We start from the raw sequence: 19,801 nt of genomic DNA, 5'->3' as shown, positions 1-19,801 counted from the left end.
TGGACACTTGTGCGTTTGATGGTGAGCATCGGCTCTTGTGTTTGTTAATGCATACTGACATTTTGGACTGGTCTTTTGTTCTTTTTGTTTTTTTTTTCAGGAGAAAGCCGGCATACGAGTTCAGCTTCCCGCTGGGCGGCGGCGGCGCGCGCGTCGGCACCGTCACCGAACTGGCGGTGCGCATCCGCCATGGCGCGGACGCGATCTGGGAAGGACAGGCGCAGACGCTGACCGACACGTCCGCCCCCGATGCCGATGCCAATTCCGTCGCGACGCGGCTGGCGGGCGCGCTGTTCAAGGACTTCCCCGGCGATTCGGGCCGCACCGTGACGGTGAAGTGATGACGATCCAGCTCAACGCCGCCTTCGATGGCGGCAACATCCGCGTGGTCGCGATCGAGGGCGCGGGCGACGACTGGCGCTGCGATCTGGAGATCGTCCACGATCACCAGTCGGACTTCTTCCAGTGGTTCTACTTTCGCGCCGCCGGCCTCGCCGGCAAGCGCGTCACCTTCCGCATCCTGAACGCCGGCCGGTCCGCCTATCCGTTCGGCTGGCCCGGCTATCGGACGCGCGCCTCCACCGATCTGGACGCCTGGCGGCAGATCGACACGCGCTATGACGGCGGCGTCCTGTCCTTCGACTGGACCGGGCAGGGCGACCTTGCCTGGTTCGCCTATTTCGCGCCCTATACGATGGAAATGCACGCGCGCCTGATCGCGCGCATCGCCGCGCGGCCGGGCGTCGCGCATCGCGAGCTGGGCACGACGCTGGACGGGCAGGCGATCGACTATTTCCGGATCGGCACCGGCGCGAAGCAGGTGTGGCTCTACGCGCGCCAGCATCCCGGCGAATCGATGGCCGAATGGTGGATGGACGGCGCGCTGGAGTGGCTGACCGGCCCCGCCGCCGCCACGCTGCTGTCGGCCGCCACGGTCCATGTCGTTCCCAACATGAACCCGGACGGCACGCGACGCGGGCACCTGCGCACCAATGCGGCGGGGGTGAACCTCAACCGCGAATGGCACGCGCCCAGCGCGGAGCGCAGCCCGGAGGTGCTCTGCGTCCTGGCCGAGATGGACCGCACCGGCGTCGACTTCGCGATCGATGTTCATGGCGACGAGGCGATCGCGGCGAACTTCATCGCCGGCTTCGAGGGGATTCCCTCGTGGACCGACGAACATGGCGCGACATTCTATGAATTCGGCCGCCGGCTTGCCGCGCACACCCCGGATTTCCAGACCGAGCTGGGCTACGACCGCTCCGCCCCGGGCAAGGCGAACCTGTCGATGTCGACCAACCAGCTTGCCGAGCGCTTCGGCGCGGTCTCGGTGACACTGGAGATGCCCTTCAAGGATCACGACGCCAATGCCGATTCCGAATTCGGCTGGAGCGGCGCACGGTCCAGGGCGCTGGGGGTCGCATGCCTTGAAGTGCTGACGGAGATGATCGGACAGGTGTAACGGCCGTCTGCGCGACGGACGCCAGATATCGACCCTCCGGCGCGAAGATCACGATGGCGCGCGACGAGTCGGCGACCTTGGCTCACGCTCAAACCCGGCCAGACCGACGACCGGCGATGTTGCGGAGCACCTGATAAAGCCATCGATTTCATGGCGCTGTCGCGATCCGTGTGTCGCGCGACTGTCGAACAGGCGGCGTTGCTTCATCACGAAGCGAAATATTAAGCATCCCACATTACATGATCCTTTCAGGAGGATCGCATGACTATCCGGAAGAAGCTGTTCGCCTGCCTGTCGGCGCTGGCGTTGTCGATCATGCTGCTCGCAACGCTGTCCTTTCTGAGCATGGGCAACAGCAAGACCGCGCTCGATTCGATCATCAAGGATCGTGTCGTGCCGATGCGCGACCTGAAGACCGTCGCGGACAAATATGCCGTCGACATCGTCGATGCATCGCACAAGGCGCGCAACGGCAACTTCAGCTTCGCCCGGTCGGCCGCGAAGGTGCGCGATGGTTCGCGGATGTTGCGCCAGCATTGGAAGGCGTATCGCGCCACGCAGATCACGGGGAAGGAGGCGATCCTTGCCGCCGAGGCCGAGGCCCGCATGCGGATCGCCGACCAACATGTCGCCGAACTGCAGACCATCCTGAACAACGGCGACCGTGCGGCACTCGACAGCTTCGTCCTGAACAGACTGTACCAGAGCATCGATCCGGTGTCCGAATCCATCGGCAAGCTCGTCGACCTCCAGCTCCAAATCGCGGAGCGGACCGGCAACGAGGCCGCCGCCACCGCCCGCACGAACCGCGACATGATGATCGCGCTCGTCATCGCGGGGATCGCCGCGCTGGCGGTCTCGCTCGTCATCATCTCTTCCAAGGTGGTCGCGCCGATCCGGCGACTGTCGGAGACGATCCGCGGCCTGGCATCGCAGAACGGCAACGCGGAGGTGCCGCACCTCGATCAGCAGGACGAGATCGGCGACATCGCGCGCGCGGTCGACATCTTCCGCGAATCCGTCGTCAGGGGTGAGCAGGAAAAGGCCGTCGCCGCCGCGCAGGCGACCGAGGCACTGGCGGCCGGACTGGCCGCGCTGGCGGACGGCGATCTCACCTGCGAGCTGAAGGACGCATTCCCTCCCGCCTATGCCAAGCTCCGTTCCGATTTCAACGATGCGGCGGCTTCCTTGCGGAGCGCGCTGGCGCAGGTCACCGAATCCGCGAGCGGGATCAACAGCGGCGCCAGCGACATTCGCCAGGCCTCCGACGATCTCTCGCAGCGGACCGAGCAGCAGGCGGCATCGCTGGAGGAAACGGCGGCGGCCATGGACGAGATCACGTCGATGGTCCGCTCGACGGCGGAGCGCGCCACACGCGCGGACGTCGCGGTCCGCAACGCCCGCGACGAAGCGGAGCGATCGGGCGAGGTGGTGCACCGCGCGGTCAACGCCATGGGCGGCATCGAACGGACCTCGAACGAGATTTCCGACATCATCTCGGTGATCGACGGCATCGCGTTCCAGACCAATCTGCTCGCGCTCAATGCCGGCGTCGAGGCGGCTCGCGCCGGCGACGCCGGAAAGGGCTTTGCGGTGGTCGCCTCCGAGGTGCGCGCGCTGGCACAACGCTCCGCCGAGGCGGCGAAGGACGTGAAGACGCGGATCACCGCCTCGTCCGTACAGGTGACGGCCGGCGTGCGGCTGGTCGGCGAAACCGGCGACGCGCTCTCGCGCATCATCAGCAAGATCGGCGAGATCAACGAGCTCGTCTCCGCGATCGCGACATCGGCTGAACAGCAGGCCACCGGCCTGCAGCAGATCAACACCGCCGTCGCCGAGATGGACGGGGTGACGCAGCAGAACGCCGCGATGGTCGAGGAGGCGACCGCCGCCGCGCGCAGCCTCGCCTCCGAGGTCGACCAGATGAGCCGCCAGATCGCGCGCTTCCGTGTCGGCGACGCCCGCACAGCGCCCGCCTCCCCCGTGCATGAGCTGCAACAGCGCGTCGCCGGCGCCGTTCGACGTGGCGGCAGGACCGCCCCTCCGCGCACCGCGGGCAACAGCGCGCTTGCGGTGGTCGAAGACGACTGGTCGGAGTTCTGAGCGCCGGGCTCCCGACGCCGACGCCATCCCGGTCCGGTGGCGCCTGCCCGATCCGCCCGGGCGGGGTGGCGACGGGACCCGTGACAGCCATCGCGCCACCCCTGCGCGCTCTTCCGCCCGACCGTGGTGTCCGAAACCGTCCGTGCGCCGCGAACCGGCGCACGGACGTGCCACCGGTGCCGAGTGACGCATCCCCCTTTCGCACATGCGGCACCGCTGCTATCGCCCGCGGCGATCGAGAGTTTCGCTCCCGTCGCCGCGCCCGCGCGCCCGCACGCGCCGCGTCCGACGACGGCCCTTGAAGAAAGGACTGCCCATGACGGCCATCGGCCAGGATACGTTGAACGCCCGCCAGACGCTTCAGGCCGGGGGCCAGTCCTACGACTATTTCTCGCTGAAGACCGCCGAGGCGAAGTTCGGCGACATCAGCCGCCTGCCCTTCTCGATGAAGGTGCTGCTGGAAAACATGCTCCGCTTCGAGGACGGCGTGACCGTGACCGAGGCGGACGTGAAGGCGATCGTCGACTGGCAGCAGGAGCGTCGTTCGGACCGCGAGATCCAGTATCGCCCCGCACGCGTGCTGATGCAGGACTTCACCGGCGTGCCGTGCGTGGTCGACCTCGCCGCGATGCGCGACGCGATCACCAAGCTGGGCGGCGACGCGGCGAAGATCAATCCGCAGGTCCCCGTCCACCTCGTCATCGACCACTCGGTCATGGTCGACGAATTCGGTACGCCCAAGGCGTTCGAGGATAACGTCGACCTCGAATATGCCCGCAATGCCGAGCGGTACGAGTTCCTGAAGTGGGGCAGCAAGGCGCTCGACAATTTCAAGGTCGTGCCGCCGGGCACCGGCATCTGCCACCAGGTGAACCTTGAGTACATCGGCCATGCGGTCTGGGCGTCGGCGGAAACCGGCGACCATGCGAAGAACGGCGCGACGATCGCGTATCCGGACACGCTGGTCGGCACCGACAGCCACACGACGATGATCAACGGCCTGGGCGTGCTCGGCTGGGGCGTCGGCGGGATCGAGGCGGAGGCCGCGATGCTCGGCCAGCCGGTGTCGATGCTGATCCCCGAGGTCGTCGGCTTCAAGCTGACCGGTTCGCTGCGTGAGGGCATCACCGCCACCGACCTGGTGCTGACCGTCACGCAGATGCTGCGCGCCAAGGGCGTGGTCGGCCGCTTCGTGGAATTCTACGGCCCCGGCCTCGACCAGATGACGCTGGCCGATCGTGCGACGATCGCCAACATGGCGCCCGAGTACGGCGCGACCTGCGGCTTCTTCCCGGTCGACGACAAGACGCTCGATTACATGCGCCTGACCGGCCGCCCGGACGAGGTGGTCGCGCTGACCGAGGCGTACGCCAAGGCGCAGGGCATGTGGCGCTATGCCGACAGCCCGGACCCCGTGTTCACCGACACGCTGGAGCTGGACATGTCGACGGTCGTGCCGTCGCTCGCCGGCCCGAAGCGCCCGCAGGACAAGGTCAGCCTCGACACCGTGGACGAGGTGTTCAACGGTGACCTGTTCAAGCTGTACCACCGCGAGAAGCCCGCGCGCGTCGCGGTCGACGAGCGTGGCCATGACATCGGCGACGGCGACGTGGTCATCGCCGCGATCACCAGCTGCACCAACACCTCCAACCCGTCGGTGCTGGTCGCCGCCGGTCTGGTCGCGCGCAAGGCGAACGCGCTGGGGCTGAAGCCGAAGCCGTGGGTGAAGACCTCGCTGGCGCCGGGGTCGCAGGTCGTGACCGACTACCTCGACAAGGCCGGGCTGTCGGCGGATCTCGACGCAATCGGCTTCAACCTGGTCGGCTATGGCTGCACCACCTGCATCGGCAATTCGGGGCCGCTGGCCGCGCCGATCTCGAAGGCGATCAACGAGAACGATCTCGTCGCCGCCTCGGTGCTGTCGGGCAACCGCAACTTCGAGGGCCGCGTATCGCCCGACGTGCGCGCGAACTTCCTCGCCTCGCCGCCGCTCGTCGTCGCTTATGCGCTGAAGGGCACGGTGACGACCGACATGAACGACACGCCGATCGGTCAGGGTACCGATGGCGCGGATGTGTACTTGCGCGATATCTGGCCGACCAACCAGGAGGTTTCGGACCTCATGGCCGCTAACATCGACGACGGCATGTTCCGCGCCCGCTACGGCAATGTGTACGCGGGCGATTCGAAGTGGCAGGCGATCGACGTCACGGGGTCGGACACCTATGCGTGGCGCGCCGGTTCGACCTATGTCGCCAACCCGCCGTATTTCGAGGGCATGGAGATGACCCCGGCGCCGGTGACCGACATCATCGAGGCCAAGCCGCTGGCGATCCTGGGCGACTCGATCACCACCGACCACATCTCGCCGGCCGGCTCGATCAAGGCCGACAGCCCGGCGGGCACGTGGCTCCAGCAGCATCAGGTCAGCCGCGCCGACTTCAACAGCTATGGCGCGCGCCGTGGCCATCACGAGGTCATGATGCGCGGCACGTTCGCGAACATCCGCATCAAGAACGAGATGGTCCCCGGCGTCGAGGGCGGCATGAGCCGTTACGAGGGCGAGGTCATGCCGATCTATGACGCGGCGATGCGCCACAAGGCGGACGGCACCCCGCTCGTCATCATCGCGGGCAAGGAATATGGCACCGGCTCGTCGCGCGACTGGGCGGCGAAGGGCACCAACCTGCTCGGCGTTCGCGCGGTCATCACCGAGAGCTTCGAGCGTATCCACCGCTCGAACCTGGTCGGCATGGGCGTCCTGCCGCTCCAGTTCGCCGAGGGCGTGACGCGCGAGACGCTGAAGCTGACCGGCGACGAGACGTTCACGATCCACCACGTCGCGGATCTTCGCCCGCGCCAGGAGGTGACCGTCACGCTGAAGCGCCAGGATGGGTCGACCGAGCAGTTCCAGACCCGCTGCCGGATCGATACGGTCAACGAGCTGGAATATTTCCTGAACGGCGGCATCCTGCAGTACGTGCTGCGGAACCTCGCTGCGTAACGCGGCGGCCGTCAGTAGGTTTTTTCGGGAAGGGAGGGCCGCTGGTCCTCCCTTTCTTCTTTTGGGGGTTACGAGGGTTGAGCGAGGAATACGTCTACGACGAGGCGACCGGCGAATGGGTGCCGGCGGGTGAGGCAGCGGCGGCGCCGGCTGCCTCGGCGGAGGGCGTCGAGGTGCGCGACGCGGTCGGCAATCTGCTGGCCGACGGCGACGCGGTGACACTCATCAAAGACCTGAAGGTCAAGGGCACCAGCCAGACGCTGAAGCGCGGCACCGCGATCAGGTCGATTCGACTGACCGGCGATCCGCAGGAGATCGACTGCCGCTTCGACGGGATCAAGGGACTGGTGCTGCGCGCGGAATTCGTGCGCAAGCGCTGAGCCGTCCCCTATCCGTCATCCCCGCGAAGGCGGGGATCCAGACGCGCCGGTCGCTCGGTGGCAGCGCGACGTCAGAGAATCTGGATTCCCGCCTGCGCGGGAATGACGGGGTGGGCGCATCAGGCCACCACCGCCCGCTTCCGCCCCCAGACGAAATACAGCACCAGCCCCGCCACGTTCCACAGGAAGAAATATTCCTGCGTCTTGAACGGCAGGCTGAAGAACAGATAGACGCACCCCAGCACGCCCAGCGTGCCCACGACATTCGCCAACGGCGCGCGAAAGGTCCGATGGGCGTCGGGCGCACGCCGACGCATCACCATCATGCACACGCACACCGCGACGAACGCCGCCAGCGTTCCCGCATTGGCGAGCGCCGCGATCGCGTCGATCGGCATCACCCCCGCGATCACCGCGACCAAGCCGGCGGTGATGAGCGTGATCCGCACCGGCGCGCCGCGCCGCGACACCTTCGCGAGCGCGCCCGGCAGCAGCCCGTCGCGCGCCATCACGAAGAAGATGCGGCTCTGCCCGAACAGGAAGCCCAACAGCACGGTCGGCAGCGCGATCACCGCGCTCGCCGCCAGGAACGTCGCGAAGCCCGGCCGCCCGATGTCGCGCAGGATCAGCGCCAGCGGCTCGGGCGACCCCGCGAAGCGCGTATAGCTGAGCGCACCGACCGCCGCCACCGCGACGCCGACATAGATGACGATGCACCCGAACATCGACCCGATGATGCCGATCGACAGGTCGCGCCCGGGGTTCTTGGTCTCTTCCGCCGCGGTCGAGATCGCGTCGAAGCCGTAGAAGGCGAAGAAGATGATCGCCGCCGCCGCCATGACCCCGCGCTCCTTGCCGTCGACGTCGACCGAGGCCGAAAAGCCGTGCGGCATGAACGGATGCAGGTTCGCGGCATCGAAATGCGGCAGCGCGACCGCGACGAACACGATCAGCGCGACCAGCTTCACCGCGACCAGCATGGCGTTCAGCGTCGCGCTCTCCCTGGTGCCGAGGCACAACAGCCCCGCGACCACCGCGATGATGAACACAGCCGGCAGGTTGACGATCCCGCCCAGTTCCGGCCCGTTGGTCAGCGCGACCGGAAACCCCAGCGGCGTCAGCAGCGCCGAGGCATAGCCCGACCAGCCGACCGCCACCGTCGAGACGACGAGCGAATATTCGAGGATCAGCGACCAGCCGATCACCCACGCGATCACCTCGCCCAGCACGACATAGCTGTAGGTATAGGCGCTGCCCGACGCCGGGATCATCGTCGACATCTCGGCATAGGCGAGCGCGGCGCACGCGCAGATCGCGCCCGCGATCACGAAGCTGAGCATCACCGCCGGCCCGGCGCGATCCGCGCCGACGCCGATCAGCGTCAGGATGCCGGTCCCCACGATCGCGCCGACCCCCAGCGCGACCAGATGCGGCCAGGACAAGGTACGGGCGAGCACCGGGCCGTCGCCGTGTTCGACCGCGATCGGCTTGCGCCGGAACAGACTGGACATGCACTCCCCTTTTTCTTCTGGGGAGGGATGTAACAGGTGTGACGATCCTTGGGGAGGGTCGAGCGGCCCATTGCTGCTTGGAGCGTGCCGGCCGCCTGTGTCCCGTCAATCACCTCTCAGGCGCCCCCTAGGCGAAACCGCTTCGCCGGCCCTGCCCATCCGTCACCCCGGCGCAGGCCGGGGTCCATGGCACCGCAAACTCAACAGCCCGAGCGCTTGCGGAACCATGGATGCCGGAACAAGTCCGGCATGACGGGGGGGCTTTCCGAGAAGCGGGAATGACGGAAGCGGCGGTTACGCCCCGATCCGCCCCACGCCCAGCCGCGGCAACTCGATCGCCGGACAGCGATCCATCACCACCTTCAACCCCGCCGCCTCGGCGCGCGCGGCGGCGGCTTCGTCGATCACGCCGATCTGCAACCACACCGACTTCGCGCCGATCGCGATCGCCTCGTCCACCACCGCCCCGGCGTCGGACGAGCGGCGGAAGATATCGACCATGTCGATCGGATCACCCAGTTGCGACAGCTCGCGGAACACGAACTCGCCGTGGACATGCGCGCCGGTGATCTGCGGATTGACCGGGATCACGCGGTATCCATGCGCCTGGAGCGTCGCCATCACCCCGTTCGACGGGCGCGTCGGGCGATCGGACGCGCCGACCAGCGCGATCGTGCGGGTTTCCTCCAGCAGCGCCTTGATCTCGGCATCGGTCGTCAGCGGCATCGCGCTCTCCTCTCGGAGGGCAGAACGGCAGGCGACCGACAGGGTTGCGTCAGTGCGCCGCCAGCCATGCCGCGACCTGCGCGGCAAGCGGCGCGAACACGCGATCGTCGGCCTGCGCCGCCGGCGGTTCGCCCGCATCCGACGCGGTGCGGATCGCGATGTCGAGCGGCACGCGACCCAGGAACGGGATGCCCGCCTCGCGCGCCGCCGCCTCCGCCCCGCCACGCCCGAACGGGTCCGACACCTCGCCGCAATGCGGACAGGCATAGCCGGCCATGTTCTCGACCAGCCCGATGATCGGCACCCCGGCCTTCTCGAACAGGTCGATCGCGCGGCGCGCATCGATCAGCGCCAGATCCTGCGGTGTCGACACGATCACCGCACCGGCCGGGCGATGCTTCTGCACCATCGTCAGTTGCACGTCGCCGGTACCCGGCGGCAGATCGACGACCAATGTATCGGTCGCCCCCCAGTCGCCATCGATCAACTGACCCAGCGCGCCCGCCGTCATCGGCCCGCGCCACGCGATCGCGCGCCCCGGCTCGACCAATTGCCCCATCGACAGCAAGGGTACGCCATAGGGTGTCGCGACCGGCAGCAGCACCTTGTCGCGCGCCTGCGGTCGCGTCCCCTCGACCGCCATCAGCCGCGGCTGCGACGGACCGTAGATGTCGGCATCGACCAGCCCGGTGCGCCGCCCCGCCTTCGCCAGCGCGATGGCCAGGTTGGCGGACAGCGTCGACTTGCCGACCCCGCCCTTGCCGCTCGCCACCGCGACGATGCGGCGCTGCACCCGCTCGGCGGTGACGACGGTGCGGACGTCATGGCCCGGCACCGCGGCGGCCATCCGCACGCTGGCCTCCAGCGCGTCGCGCGCGGTCGCGTCCAGCCCGCTGGCATCGATGACGACGCCGATCCGCCGCCCCTCGATTCGCACCGTCGCACGGTCGCCGGCGACCGCGCGAACCGCGCCGATCACCCCTGCCGTCAGCTCTTTCTCGCTCATGACCGCGTTCCGTAGGCGCGCGCACGCCGCTTGGCACTGTTTTTCGCGCGCACCGCTCCTATAAAGACCATCATGACCATCCTGCGACGCTGGCTCCGGCGCCCGATCATCCTTGCCGCCGACAACAACGGACCCTGGGGGGGCGGCGACGACAGTGCCGGCCCGCGCAACCCGTGGTCGGTCCCCCCCGGCGGCAAGCGCGGCGCGGCCAAGCCGACCGCGCTCGACGAATTCCTGAAGAAGGCGCGCGTCGGCGGTGGTGGCGGCGGTGGCGGCAACGGCCCGAACCTGCCGCTCGGCGCATCGGCGCGGACGCTGTGGCTGATCGGCGTCACGTTGCTGGTCGGCCTGTGGCTGCTGCTCACCTCCTTCCATCAGATCGGGCCGCAGCAGCGCGGCGTCGTCACCTATTTCGGCAAATATTCGGGGATGCTGGAGCCGGGCATCCGCGTCACCCTGCCCGCGCCGATCGTCAACGTGACGAAGGTGGACGTGGAGCAGGTGCGCACCGACGAATTCCCGCAGGACGGCGGGGAAACGGTGCTGACCGGCGACCAGAACATCATCGATCTGGCCTACACCGTCCGCTGGCGCGTGTCGGACCCGCGCAATTACGTCTTCGAGATCAAGGATCCGCAGGAGACGGTGCGCGCCACCGCCGAAAGCGCGATGCGCGCGGTGCTGGCGACGACGCGGATGAACGACGCGATCGGCGCGGGGCGCGGGACGATCGAGGCGCGGGTGGCGCAGGTGATGCAGCAGATCCTCGACAGCTATCAGGCCGGGGTGCGCGTGCAGGGCGTGTCGATCAAGCAGGCATCGCCGCCCGCCGCGCTGGTCGACGATTTCAACGCGGTCACGGCCGCGCAGCAGGAAGCGGTCGGCAACCTCAACAACGCGCGGTCCTACTCGCAACAGGTGATCGCGCGCGCGCAGGGCGAGGCATCGGCCTTCGACCAGGTGTATGCGCAATATCGCCTCGCCCCGGAGGTGACGCGCCGCCGCATGTATTACGAGACGATGGAGGCCGTGCTGGCCAGGACCGACAAGACGATCGTCGAGACGCCCGGTGGCGTCGTGCCCTATCTGCCGCTGGATCGGACGCGGCGGCTGACCGAGCCCACGCAAGGGGCGGCGGCCGCGCCGCCGTCGTCCTCGCCCGCCGCACCCGCTCCGGCGCAGGAGGGGCAGCGCTGATGTCGCACTGGCTTCGAAATCCGATCGCGATCGGGATGATCGCGCTGGTGCTGGCGATCATCGCCGCCGCGACCTTCGCGATCGTGCCGGAGACGCAACAGGCGGTGGTCCTGCGGCTCAACAATCCGGTGCGGCTGGTCAACCAGTGGCAGCCGGGGCAGCGCATCGGTCAGGACGGCGCCGGGCTGATCGCGCGCGTGCCGTTCATCGACAAGATCGTGTGGGTCGACAAGCGCGTGCTCGACGCCGATCTCGACAACACGCTGGTGCTGTCGACCGATCAGCTGCGGCTGAACGTCGATGCCTATGCGCGCTTCCGCATCGTCGATCCGCTGCGTGCCGTCACCTCGACCGGCAGCACGTCGAACACCGAGGAGCGCGTCGCCGACCAGCTGCGCCCGCTGCTGGGTACGGCGCTGCGCAACGAACTGGGCAAGGTGCCGTTCGCGACCTTGCTCAGTCCGGAACGCGGCGCGGTGATGGACGCGATCCAGAACCTGCTGCAACGCTATGCCCGGCAATATGGCGCGGAGATCATCGACGTGCGCATCAAGCACGCCGACCTGCCCGATGGCAGCCCGCTGGACAGCGCGTTGCAGCGGATGCGGACCGCGCGCCAGCAGGAGGCGAACACGATCCGCGCGCAGGGTCAGAAGCAGGCGCAGATCGTCCGCGCCGAGGCCGATGCCCAGGCCGCGCGCATCTACGCCGACGCGTTCAGCAAGGACGCTGATTTCTATGACTTCTACCGCGCGATGCAGAGCTATCGCCACACGTTCGGCGCCGATGGCGGGCCGCAGCCGGAAGGTTCGACCAATATCATCATGAGCCCGAACAACGGCTATCTTCGCGCGTTCGAGGGGGGTGGACGCTGAGGACGACGGACGGCGCGACTATTCAAACGCCGTTCATCGCAACCACGGCACATCATGCGGCGTATTCTTCCCTTTCATGAGTGGATGACCAAGAGGATATGAAAACCGTGCGCTACGCCTACGCCCTGACCGGCGCCCTTCTGCTCGGCGGAACGGCGGCGTCGCTGACGCTGCAGAACCGCGCCGACGCGCAGGTCGCGCAGAACGAGCCCGGCGCCATCACCGCCAGCGCCCCGCGCGCCGGCGCGCCGATGAGCTTCGCGGACATGGTCGCCAAGCTTCAGCCGGCGGTCGTCAACATCTCCACCACGCAGAAGGTGACGGTACAGCAGCAGGCGAATCCGTTCGCGGGCACGCCGTTCGGCGACCTGTTCGGCCAGTTCGGCGGTGGCGGCAGTGGCGGTGCGCCCGTCACGCGCGAGGGCCAGTCGCTCGGCTCCGGCTTCCTCATCTCGCCGGACGGTTACGTCGTCACCAACAACCACGTCATCGCGCCGGCCGCGAAGGGCGCGACGGTCGAATCGATCACCGTCACCTTGCAGGACAAGAAGGAATACAAGGCCAAGCTGGTCGGCCGCGACCCGACCTCGGATCTCGCCGTGCTCAAGATCACCTCGGCGACCCCGCTGCCGTTCGTGAAGCTGGGCGATTCCAGCCGCGCGCGCGTCGGCGACTGGGTGGTGGCGATCGGCCAGCCGTTCGGGCTGGGCGGCACGGTGACGGCGGGCATCGTCTCGGCGGTCCATCGCTCGACCGGGCGCGGCCCGTTCGACACGTTCATCCAGACCGATGCCGCGATCAACCAGGGCAATTCGGGCGGCCCGATGTTCAACCTGAACGGCGAAGTGATCGGCATCAACAGCCAGATCTATTCGCAGTCGGGCGGCAACATCGGCATTGGCTTCGCAATCCCGACGACCGAGGCCAAGCCGATCATCAACACGCTGATGAAGGGCGAAGCGGTCAAGCGCGGCTATCTGGGCGTCAGCATCCAGCCGATGACCGATGACATCGCCGCGGCACTGGGCCTGCCCAAGGATCAGGGCGAGATCATCGCGCGCACCGAACCCGGCGGGCCGGGCGCCAAGGCCGGGCTGCGCGCCGGCGACGTGGTGGTGGCGATCAACGGCGAGACGGTGACGCCGGATCGGTCGCTGTCGTCGCTGGTCGCGGGTGCCACGCCCGGCTCGACGATCAAGCTGGACGTGATCCGCGACGGCAAGCGCCAGTCGCTGAACGCGACCGTGACGACGCGCCCGACCGACGACCAGCTCGCTGCCTTGGTCGGCGGTGGCGACGACGACGACGGGCTGCCCGACGAGGGCACCGATCAGGCCGCGCCCAGCTCCAGTTCGATCGGTCTGGCCGTCCAGCCGCTGACACCGCAGATCGCGCGCGCGATCGGGGTCGACTCGACCGTGCAGGGCGTGGTGGTCGCGGCGGTCGATCCGTCGAGCGATGCCGGCCAGAAGCTGAAGCGCGGCGATGTCATTGCCGCCGTCAACTCGCAGCCCGTGCGCACCGCCGCCGATGTCGCGCGCATCGTCGCCGCGGCCAAGGCAGCGGGCCGTCCGTCGGTGCTGCTCAGCGTCACGCGCGGGCGGCAGACCAACGGCTTCATCGCGGTGAAGATCAAGTAAGCCGCGCCACGCCGACCTAGCCAAACGGGCCGCCGCATCGCATGGTGCGGCGGCTCTTTTGTTGATGAGCGCGGAGAGGCGACGCATGACGGACAGCGGCATTTTCATCGGCGCGGACGCAGGCGGCGCGAACCCGCAACGACTGGAGCTGGCGCGCGCCAATCGCCATGGTCTGATCGCCGGCGCGACCGGCACCGGCAAGACCGTAACCCTGCAGGGGATCGTCGAGGGCTTCGCGAACGCCGGAGTCGCCTGCTTTCTGGCCGATGTGAAGGGCGACCTGTCGGGGCTGGCGATGCCGGGATCGGCGACCGCGAAGCCGCACGCCGCCTTCGCCGCGCGCGCCGCCGAGATCGGCGATACCGACTGGCGTTATGCCGACACGCCGGTGCAATTCTGGGATCTGTTCGGGGAACAGGGCCATCCGGTGCGCACCACGATCAGCGAGATGGGGCCGCTGCTGCTCGCGCGGCTGATGGGGTTGAACGCGGTGCAGGAGGGCGTGCTGACGATCGCCTTCCATGTCGCCGACGAGGAAGGGCTGCTGCTGCTCGACCTCGATGATTTGCAGGCGATGCTGGCGCATTGCGCGGAGCGGGCCGAGGAACTGACGACCCGCTACGGCAACGTCTCGAAGCAGTCGGTCGGCGCGATCCAGCGCGCGCTGCTGCAGTTGCGGGCCGAGGGCGCGGCGCATTTCTTCGGGGAGCCGGCGCTGGCGCTGGACGATCTGTTCGGCACCGACGATCAGGGGCGCGGACTGGTCAACATCCTGGCCGCCGACAAGCTGATGGCGTCGCCGCGGCTCTATTCGACATTCCTGTTGTGGCTGCTGGGCGAATTGTTCGAGCATCTGCCCGAGGTCGGCGATGCCGACAAACCGAAGCTGTGCTTCTTCTTCGACGAGGCGCACCTGCTGTTCGACGAGGCGCCGCCCGCGCTGCTCGACCGGATCGAGCAGGTGGTGCGGCTGATCCGCTCGAAGGGGGTCGGCGTCTATTTCATCACCCAGAACCCGATCGACGTGCCCGACAGCGTGGCGGGGCAACTCGGCAACCGCGTCCAGCACAAGCTCAACGCCTTCACCCCGCGCGACCGCAAGGCGGTGCAGGCCGCCGCCGAGACGTTCCGCGCCAATCCGGGCGTCGATGTCGCGACCGCGATCACCGAGCTGAAGACGGGTGAGGCGCTGGTCTCACTGCTCCAGCCCGATGGCGCGCCCTCGCCCGTCCAGCGAACGCTGATCCGCCCGCCGTCGAGCCGCGTCGGCCCGGTCACGCCGGAGGAACGCCGCGTGCTGATCCAGAGCGACCCGATCGGCGCGAAATACGACACACTGGTCGATCGCGAGTCGGCAGAGGAACTGCTGGCCACGAAGACGCAGGAAGCGGCCGCCGCCGCCGCGGCCGCCCGCGCGACGAGCGAGGCGGAGAAGGCCGCGGCGGCGCAGGCGAGGGACGACGCCCGCGCCGCGCGCGAGGCGGAGCGCGCGCGCCGGGCGGAGGCGCGCGACGCGGCGAACGACCCGTGGAACCGCGCGATGACCTCCGCGACGCGCTCGGCGTCGTCGGCGGTCGGGCGCGCGGTCGCCAATGAGGTGACGAAGGCGGTGTTCGGATCGTCGCGGCGCGGCGGCGGCGGCGGTCTGCTGGGGCAAGTGGTGCGCGGCGTGCTGGGCGGACTGATGCGCCGCTGAGGTAAGCGCGCCGATCCGGGGACGGCAAACGAGGCGCGTGTCGCGTCGGTGTTCCGTGGCGGGCGTGTGCCTGGCCGGCGGCGACACCGCATCGTCGCTACCGTTGCCGCCCCGCGCCGCGCCGCGCGGGATGCGGCCCGTCCGCACATTCCCAGGCCCCGGCTCATGCGCCATCATGGATCCCGGGCTACGCGCGGCGCGGCTGCGGGTGATGGACACGGCCTTTCGCCCCGCACCGGCGCGCCCTATGTCGCCATGATGCCGATCTTTACCCACGTCACCCATGACGAGCTGCTCGCCCTAGTTTCGCATCTGGCCGACGCGATTCGTGCCGATTCCGCACCGCCGACGCTGCTGGTCGGCATCGGACGCGGCGGGCTGGTGCCGGCGGTGTATCTGAGCCACGCGACCGGGCTGCCGATGCGCTCGATCGACTATTCGGCGCAGGACGATGCCTTGCTCGGCGACGTCGTGACGGTGTTGGCGCGCAGTGGCGAGCGCCTGCTGTTCATCGACGACATCAACGACTCCGGACGGACGATCGCGGCCCTGCGCGACCTGCTGGCGGCGGCCGGTGCCCGGGATGTGCGGTTCGCGACGCTGATCGACAATACCGGATCGGCGCAGCGCGTCGACATCGCGGCGCGGACGATCGACCGCGCCGTGACGAAGGACTGGTTCGTCTTCCCCTGGGAGGCGGTCGCGCCCGACAGCGCGATCGCGGCGGATGCGGCCGAGGTGCCCGACCGCATCGCCTGACGGTCAGGCGAGCGACACGATCCCGGTGACATGGACGGTCGCGCCATCGGCGTGGAGCGCGCCGCTGACGATCCCGGTGATGTCGACGGTCGCGCCCGCCTCCGCCACCACGTCGCCGCGCACCATGCCGGAAATGGTGACGCGGCATCCCGCCGCGACGAACACGCCCCCGCTGACGATCCCCGACACCGTGGCGTCGCGGTCCAGTCGCAGGTCGCCGTGGTGGATGCCCGCCAGGTCGGTCATGCCTTGATCAGCCCGATCTCGACCAGCCGCTGGTGGAGATAACCATTGGCGGTGATCGGCTCCGGATAGCGGTTCGGGTTCTCCGCCGTGATCGTCTGCGGCAGCGTCTCGATCAGGAAGTCGGGCGCCGGATGCAGGAAGAACGGCATCGAATAGCGCGAATGCCCGCGCCGTTCGGGCGGCGGGTTGACGACGCGGTGCGTGGTCGACGGCAGGACATGGTTGGTCAGCCGTTGCAGCATATCGCCGACGTTGACGACCATCGCCCCCTGCGGCGGCTTCACCGCCAGCCACTGGCCGGTCGCGCGGTCGAGCAGTTCGAGGCCGGCCTCCTCCGCGCCCAGCAGCAGGGTGATGAGGTTGATGTCCTCATGCGCGCCCGCGCGCACTCCCTCCGCATCGGCCGGGATCGGCGGATAATGGAGCAGACGCAGCACCGAATTGCCGTCCTTCACCGCCGGATCGAACCAGTCGGGCGCCAGGCCGAGGTGGCGCGCGATCGCTGACAGCAGCCGGTCGCCGGCACGGTCGAAGGCGGCGAACAGTTCGATGAACGTGTCCCGGAACCCCTTCGGCCGGTCAGGCCAGATGTTCGGCGCCATCTCGCCGGCATAGCGATGCCCCGCGGCGAGTTCGCGACCGACGTGCCAGAATTCCTTCAGGTCGACGTGGCGGGCGTCCTTGGCGATCTCGGTCTTGAACGGCGTATAGCCCCGCGCCCCGCCGCCGCCCGAGACGTGATAGCGGCGCTTCTCGTCCTCGGGCAGCGCGAACAGCGCCTCCGTCTGCGCCCAGGCGTGGTCGATCAGCGGTTGCGGCACGCCGTGATCGGCGACGATCGCGAAGCCGAACCGCTCGAACGATCCGCCCAGCGCGGCGGCGAAGGCATCGGGATCGCGCGCCTGATCGGCGAGGCTGAGGGTCGGGACTGCGGCGGCAGGCGTATCGAGCATCACGGAACATCCAATCGTCTGATATCCCTAGTTAGGCGCCTTTGCGCCCTGTTGCCAGCGCGCGAACCGCGCACGCCAAGGAACTCCGCGGCGGCATCTGCCGTTCGTTGCGCGCAACAATCAGGAGGTGCGCCATGGGCGGCCATCAGGTGTACGGTCAGGGTTCGGGCGACGACGGGTACGACGAGGACGGCTATGACGAGAGCCAGCGCGCCGAGATCCTGGAGGCGACGCGCGACGGGCCGGGCGACGGCACGATCATCGTCGATCTCGACCCCGATCTGGGCGCTGACGACGATGCCGAGGAAGAGGACGAGCTGCTGATGACCGACGGCGAGGTCGCGGGTCAGGTCGTCGATGCCGAACAGGATTCCGAGGATATCGACGAGGACGAAGTGCAGGAGGAATTCGACGACGGCAGCGTCGGCGAGGACGAACTGGACGATCGCGACGACGCCGCGCTGCGTCCGTAAGCGGCATTGACGACCGCCGGGCCGACGCGCAGTCTGCCCGGCGATGATGATCGTCGCGCTCCTGCTCCAGACCACTTCCGCCGCCGCGTCGACGGTGCCGCAGGGCCATTCGATCCTCGTGCCGGTCAAGGATCAGGCATGCACGCGCGCCACCCCCAAGGACGAAGTGGTGGTGTGCGCCGATCCGCTGCCCGAACAGGCGCTGCCGCTGCCGAACGAGGCGACCTCGACGCGGCCGATGCCCGTGAACCGCGACATGACCGGCATGGGCGCGCTGGCGGCGGAAGGCTCGCCGTGCGGCACGCGCGTCGGCGGATGTCAGGGCGGGCTGGATATTCTCGGCGCGGGCACGGCGCTGGTGCGCGGCGTGCAGAACCTGATCGCCCCCGGCAGCTGCTGCGAACGCGAGGGGGAGGCGACCAATCCGTTCCTGCTGGTGGCCGACGTGGCGAAGGGTGGCGCCAGGGCGGCACGGCGAAAGCCCGACAAGTCGCGTCGCGTGGCGATCGATCTGGAGGATCCGTCGCCGGAGGGCCACGTCCATCCCTGAGCGTCGGGGACGCGATCGGCTGGTCCACGCGGAGGCGCAGCGAACGCGCCGGATCGGGGCCGTTCCGCGCCGGCGCGTGATCCAGCCTGTTCAGCGCCCGTGCGGCCATGGTCTCGGCAGCCCTGGTCCGCGGCTGACACCTCGTCGCCGCCGGCTCGAATCAGGTGATGACGGCGCGCAACGATGCCGTCGATTCGCGCTCGACGATCGTGTGCGCGACGATCAGGTCGTTGGCGACCAGATCGCCATCGCCCGCCCCGATCAACTGCTCGGTGGCGCGAAAGGCCATCTCCTCGGCGGGCTGATAGACGGTGGTCAGCGACGGCCACATCCGTGCCGCCACCATCGTATCGTCGAAGCCCGTCACCGCCAGGTCATGCGGCAGCCGCAGCCCGCGGCGATGCGCCTCGGCGATCACCCCGGCCGCCATGTCGTCGCAGCTGCACATGATCGCGTCGGGGCGCACGTCGCGCGCCAGCAGCCGGCGGGCCGCCGCTTCGCCCGACGCGACATCGAAGCCGCCCTCGACGATCAGCCCGGCTTCACTGGGCAGGCCATGCGCCGCGAGCGCGTCCTGAAAGCCCGCGATCCGCGCCGCGCTGACCGAATAATCCCGTCGTCCGGCGACGAGCGCGATACGGCGATAGCCGCGCGCGACGACCAGCGCGGTCAGATCCGCCATCGCCGCGCGATTGTCGATCCGCACCGTCGACATGCCCGGCGCGACCTGATCGGTGGCGATCGCCGCGACGGGCAGCGCCAGTTCCGCCAGCACCGCCGAGTCGCACAGCAGCTCCGCGAACGGCGGCACCAGCAGCAGCGCGTCGGCGCCGCTGCGCGCCAGCGACAGCACCGCCCCCTCCGCCGCGTCCAGCGACAGCTGCTCCTCATGGTACAGCACCAGTTGCAGGCCGCGCGCATTGGTGGCGCGCAAAGCGCCGACCAGAATCGCATCGAGGAACGGCGTCCGCTCCCCGGCGTAGAGCACGCCGACCGTCGTCGCGCGCGCCCGGGCAAGGCGACGCGCGACGACATTCGGAACATAGCCCAGTTCCTCGACCGCCGCCCGCACCGCCGCGACGGTCGCCGGGCTGGCGCGGCCGGCGCGGTTGATGACGTTCGACACGGTCATCGCCGACACGCCGGCCCGCGCGGCCACCGCCCGGATCGTGACACGTTCGCGTCGCCGGTCGGTGGTCCCGCGCGGGGTCGGAACCTCT

The 19,801-nt window shown here is 68.8% G+C and carries 17 protein-coding genes and 1 pseudogene; 12 read left to right on the top strand and 6 right to left on the bottom strand.

Annotation, left to right across the window (positions count from 1 at the left end):
- The 5 genes and pseudogenes from NS334_RS13995 to NS334_RS13975 all read left to right on the top strand — a co-directional run.
- Positions 1–341 (top strand): annotated as a pseudogene (locus tag NS334_RS13995) (hypothetical protein); the annotation flags it as partial.
- Complete coding sequence (locus NS334_RS13990; RefSeq protein WP_058756568.1) at positions 341–1,462, top strand: M14 family metallopeptidase; 1,122 nt, start codon at positions 341–343, stop codon at positions 1,460–1,462. The pseudogene NS334_RS13995 and the gene NS334_RS13990, both read left to right, overlap by 1 nt.
- Before the next feature lie 261 nt (positions 1,463–1,723).
- Positions 1,724–3,565 carry a methyl-accepting chemotaxis protein gene (locus NS334_RS13985; RefSeq protein ID WP_058756567.1) on the top strand — a complete coding sequence of 614 codons (1,842 nt, stop codon included), beginning with the start codon at positions 1,724–1,726 and terminating at the stop codon, positions 3,563–3,565.
- 316 nt (positions 3,566–3,881) lie between these two features.
- The gene (gene acnA / locus NS334_RS13980) at positions 3,882–6,569 is read left to right on the top strand and encodes an aconitate hydratase AcnA (protein WP_058756566.1); all 2,688 of its coding nucleotides are present in this window, start codon (positions 3,882–3,884) and stop codon (positions 6,567–6,569) included.
- A gap of 77 nt (positions 6,570–6,646) precedes the next feature.
- A complete protein-coding gene (locus tag NS334_RS13975; RefSeq protein ID WP_193753108.1) occupies positions 6,647–6,949 on the top strand; it encodes an alkylphosphonate utilization protein in 303 nt (100 codons plus the stop codon).
- Between the two features lie 119 nt (positions 6,950–7,068).
- Here NS334_RS13975 and NS334_RS13970 read toward each other — a convergent pair whose 3' ends face one another.
- The 3 genes from NS334_RS13970 to NS334_RS13960 all read right to left on the bottom strand — a co-directional run bounded on the left by NS334_RS13970 (position 7,069) and on the right by NS334_RS13960 (position 10,192).
- Positions 7,069–8,460 (bottom strand): amino acid permease, encoded by a 1,392-nt coding sequence (locus NS334_RS13970; RefSeq protein ID WP_058756564.1) that lies wholly within the window; start codon positions 8,458–8,460, stop codon positions 7,069–7,071.
- A 294-nt stretch (positions 8,461–8,754) separates the two neighbouring features.
- A complete protein-coding gene (locus NS334_RS13965; protein ID WP_058756563.1) occupies positions 8,755–9,186 on the bottom strand; it encodes a CoA-binding protein in 432 nt (143 codons plus the stop codon).
- Positions 9,187–9,235: 49 nt separating this feature from the next.
- Entirely contained in the window at positions 9,236–10,192 is a 957-nt protein-coding gene (locus NS334_RS13960; RefSeq protein WP_058756562.1) for an Mrp/NBP35 family ATP-binding protein, read from the bottom strand.
- Positions 10,193–10,264: 72 nt separating this feature from the next.
- On the opposite strand from NS334_RS13960, the gene hflK reads away from it, so the two are divergent.
- From hflK to NS334_RS13935, 5 genes are all read left to right on the top strand, one after another.
- Entirely contained in the window at positions 10,265–11,389 is a 1,125-nt protein-coding gene (gene hflK, locus NS334_RS13955) for a protease modulator HflK (RefSeq protein WP_058756561.1), read from the top strand.
- The gene (gene hflC, locus NS334_RS13950) at positions 11,389–12,264 is read left to right on the top strand and encodes a protease modulator HflC (RefSeq protein ID WP_058756560.1); all 876 of its coding nucleotides are present in this window, start codon (positions 11,389–11,391) and stop codon (positions 12,262–12,264) included. The genes hflK and hflC overlap by 1 nt, the downstream gene beginning before the upstream one ends.
- 107 nt (positions 12,265–12,371) lie before the next feature.
- Positions 12,372–13,904: a Do family serine endopeptidase gene (locus NS334_RS13945; RefSeq protein ID WP_058756575.1), complete on the top strand. Its 1,533-nt coding sequence runs from the start codon at positions 12,372–12,374 to the stop codon at positions 13,902–13,904.
- A gap of 85 nt (positions 13,905–13,989) precedes the next feature.
- The gene (locus NS334_RS13940; RefSeq protein ID WP_058756559.1) at positions 13,990–15,600 is read left to right on the top strand and encodes a helicase HerA-like domain-containing protein; all 1,611 of its coding nucleotides are present in this window, start codon (positions 13,990–13,992) and stop codon (positions 15,598–15,600) included.
- A gap of 258 nt (positions 15,601–15,858) precedes the next feature.
- Entirely contained in the window at positions 15,859–16,359 is a 501-nt protein-coding gene (locus NS334_RS13935; protein WP_058756574.1) for a phosphoribosyltransferase, read from the top strand.
- A 3-nt stretch (positions 16,360–16,362) separates the two neighbouring features.
- Here NS334_RS13935 and NS334_RS13930 read toward each other — a convergent pair whose 3' ends face one another.
- On the bottom strand, positions 16,363–16,605 hold the full coding sequence (locus NS334_RS13930; RefSeq protein ID WP_058756558.1) for a hypothetical protein: 243 nt from the start codon (positions 16,603–16,605) through the stop codon (positions 16,363–16,365).
- On the bottom strand, positions 16,602–17,558 hold the full coding sequence (locus NS334_RS13925; protein ID WP_058756557.1) for an isopenicillin N synthase family dioxygenase: 957 nt from the start codon (positions 17,556–17,558) through the stop codon (positions 16,602–16,604). The genes NS334_RS13930 and NS334_RS13925 overlap by 4 nt, the downstream gene beginning before the upstream one ends.
- A 134-nt stretch (positions 17,559–17,692) precedes the next feature.
- On the opposite strand from NS334_RS13925, the gene NS334_RS13920 reads away from it, so the two are divergent.
- Entirely contained in the window at positions 17,693–18,031 is a 339-nt protein-coding gene (locus NS334_RS13920) for a hypothetical protein (protein WP_058756556.1), read from the top strand.
- A gap of 46 nt (positions 18,032–18,077) precedes the next feature.
- Positions 18,078–18,581 carry a hypothetical protein gene (locus tag NS334_RS13915; protein WP_241491962.1) on the top strand — a complete coding sequence of 168 codons (504 nt, stop codon included), beginning with the start codon at positions 18,078–18,080 and terminating at the stop codon, positions 18,579–18,581.
- A gap of 160 nt (positions 18,582–18,741) precedes the next feature.
- On the opposite strand, the gene NS334_RS13910 is transcribed toward NS334_RS13915, so the two are convergent.
- Positions 18,742–19,740 carry a substrate-binding domain-containing protein gene (locus NS334_RS13910; RefSeq protein WP_241491961.1) on the bottom strand — a complete coding sequence of 333 codons (999 nt, stop codon included), beginning with the start codon at positions 19,738–19,740 and terminating at the stop codon, positions 18,742–18,744.
- Between the last annotated feature and the right edge of the window lie 61 nt (positions 19,741–19,801).

This window comes from Sphingomonas endophytica, assembly GCF_001476895.1.
In the GTDB taxonomy this organism is placed as follows: domain Bacteria; phylum Pseudomonadota; class Alphaproteobacteria; order Sphingomonadales; family Sphingomonadaceae; genus Sphingomonas; species Sphingomonas endophytica_A.
Note: the sequence above shows the minus strand (reverse complement) of the source record. Positions and strands in the feature narration are given on the sequence as shown.

Coding starts and splice junctions, on each gene's coding strand:
- hflC (WP_058756560.1), top strand. CDS start 11,389: ATGTCGCACTGGCTTCGAAATCCGATCGCGATCGGGATGATCGCGCTG.
- NS334_RS13920 (WP_058756556.1), top strand. CDS start 17,693: ATGGGCGGCCATCAGGTGTACGGTCAGGGTTCGGGCGACGACGGGTAC.
- NS334_RS13965 (WP_058756563.1), bottom strand. CDS start 9,186: ATGCCGCTGACGACCGATGCCGAGATCAAGGCGCTGCTGGAGGAAACC.
- NS334_RS13925 (WP_058756557.1), bottom strand. CDS start 17,558: ATGCTCGATACGCCTGCCGCCGCAGTCCCGACCCTCAGCCTCGCCGAT.
- acnA (WP_058756566.1), top strand. CDS start 3,882: ATGACGGCCATCGGCCAGGATACGTTGAACGCCCGCCAGACGCTTCAG.
- NS334_RS13930 (WP_058756558.1), bottom strand. CDS start 16,605: ATGACCGACCTGGCGGGCATCCACCACGGCGACCTGCGACTGGACCGC.
- NS334_RS13935 (WP_058756574.1), top strand. CDS start 15,859: ATGCCGATCTTTACCCACGTCACCCATGACGAGCTGCTCGCCCTAGTT.
- NS334_RS13970 (WP_058756564.1), bottom strand. CDS start 8,460: ATGTCCAGTCTGTTCCGGCGCAAGCCGATCGCGGTCGAACACGGCGAC.
- NS334_RS13915 (WP_241491962.1), top strand. CDS start 18,078: ATGATCGTCGCGCTCCTGCTCCAGACCACTTCCGCCGCCGCGTCGACG.
- NS334_RS13990 (WP_058756568.1), top strand. CDS start 341: ATGACGATCCAGCTCAACGCCGCCTTCGATGGCGGCAACATCCGCGTG.
- NS334_RS13985 (WP_058756567.1), top strand. CDS start 1,724: ATGACTATCCGGAAGAAGCTGTTCGCCTGCCTGTCGGCGCTGGCGTTG.
- NS334_RS13940 (WP_058756559.1), top strand. CDS start 13,990: ATGACGGACAGCGGCATTTTCATCGGCGCGGACGCAGGCGGCGCGAAC.
- hflK (WP_058756561.1), top strand. CDS start 10,265: ATGACCATCCTGCGACGCTGGCTCCGGCGCCCGATCATCCTTGCCGCC.
- NS334_RS13960 (WP_058756562.1), bottom strand. CDS start 10,192: ATGAGCGAGAAAGAGCTGACGGCAGGGGTGATCGGCGCGGTTCGCGCG.